This window comes from Labrenzia sp. ATLA3 (genome assembly GCF_057180185.1).
This window is the reverse complement of sequence record NZ_JBXUKV010000018.1, coordinates 1-1273: the sequence shown is the minus strand read 5'-3', so window position 1 is coordinate 1273 and position 1273 is coordinate 1. Positions and strand designations below refer to the sequence as shown.

The window sequence follows — 1273 nt, the reverse complement described above, 5'->3', positions numbered from 1 at the left end:
TGAGCTACTCCCCGGAAATCGGACACTGACGTAAGCTACGATTTGTTGTCTTCTGGTCTTCGACGAGAAGGAGATCAGGGATGTCGAAGCGGAAACAGCATTCGCCGGAGTTCAAGGCGAAGGTGGCCTTGGAAGCGTTGAAAGGCGAGGAGACGGTTTCGGAACTGGCCAGCCGGTTCGGTGTTCATCCGACGATGATCCATCAGTGGAAGCGTGCATTGCTTGATGGCGCCTCGGGGGTGTTTGAGCGCGGAGGCCGGCGGAAGCCGGAGATCGATGAGGATCAGGTCAAGGAGCTCCATGCCAAGATCGGGGAGCTTGCCGTCGCCAACGATTTTTTGTCACGAAAGCTCAAGCCTTGGGGCGTGAAGTGAGACGCGGCATGGTCGAGCCGGGTCATCCGGCCCTGTCGGTCGGCAAGCAGTGCGCGCTGCTGTCGATCTCCCGCTCGTCGTTCTACTACATGCCGAAAGGCGAGACCGAGATAAATCTCACCCTGATGCGCCAGATCGATGAGCAGTTCCTGGAGACACCATTCTTCGGCGTCCGTCAGATGACCTGGCACCTGAAGAACGAGGGCCATCATGTAAACGAGAAACGCATTCGTCGGCTGATGCGGCTCATGGGGCTGATGCCGATCTACCAGAAGCCCAACACATCAAGGCCGGCGAAGGGGCACAAAATCTGGCCGTATCTGCTGAAGGGGCTGCGCGTGGATCGACCGAACCATGTCTGGGCTGCGGACATCACCTATCTGCCGATGCGCCGCGGGTTCCTCTATCTGGTCGCAATCATCGACTGGTTCACCCGCAAGGTGCTGGCCTGGCGCATCTCGAACACGCTGGAAGCTGACTTCTGTGTCGAGGCACTGAATGAGGCGGTTCACAAGTTCGGCAGCCCGGAGATCATGAACACCGACCAGGGCAGCCAGTTCACATCCTTCGCGTGGACCGACCGGCTGCGACGGATGGGCGTTCGCATCTCGATGGATGGCAAGGGCCGGTTCCTTGACAACATCTTCATCGAGCGGCTGTGGCGCACGCTCAAATACGAGTGCGTCTACCTGCACGCCTGGGAGAGCGGATCACAGGCCCGGGCCGGTATTCGAAAATGGATGACCTTCTACAACCACCACCGCCCGCACTCCGCCCTTGGCGGCAAACCGCCCGCCGTGATCTATTGGCAGGCAATCAATCAAAACCAACCCGACCAGCAGATGCAGACAGTAGCTTAATTTATGCCGAAAACTGTCCAATGATCGGGGAGTAGCTTA

General features: G+C 58.4%; 1 protein-coding gene. It reads left to right on the top strand.

Going from position 1 to position 1273, the window contains the following annotated elements:
• Nucleotides 1–80 precede the first annotated feature (80 nt).
• A protein-coding gene (locus AC2A6O_RS29005; RefSeq protein WP_498932174.1) for an IS3 family transposase occupies nt 81–1234 on the top strand; the annotation gives its coding sequence in 2 pieces (ribosomal slippage) (nt 81–372 and nt 372–1234; 1155 coding nt in all).
• Nucleotides 1235–1273 lie beyond the last annotated feature (39 nt).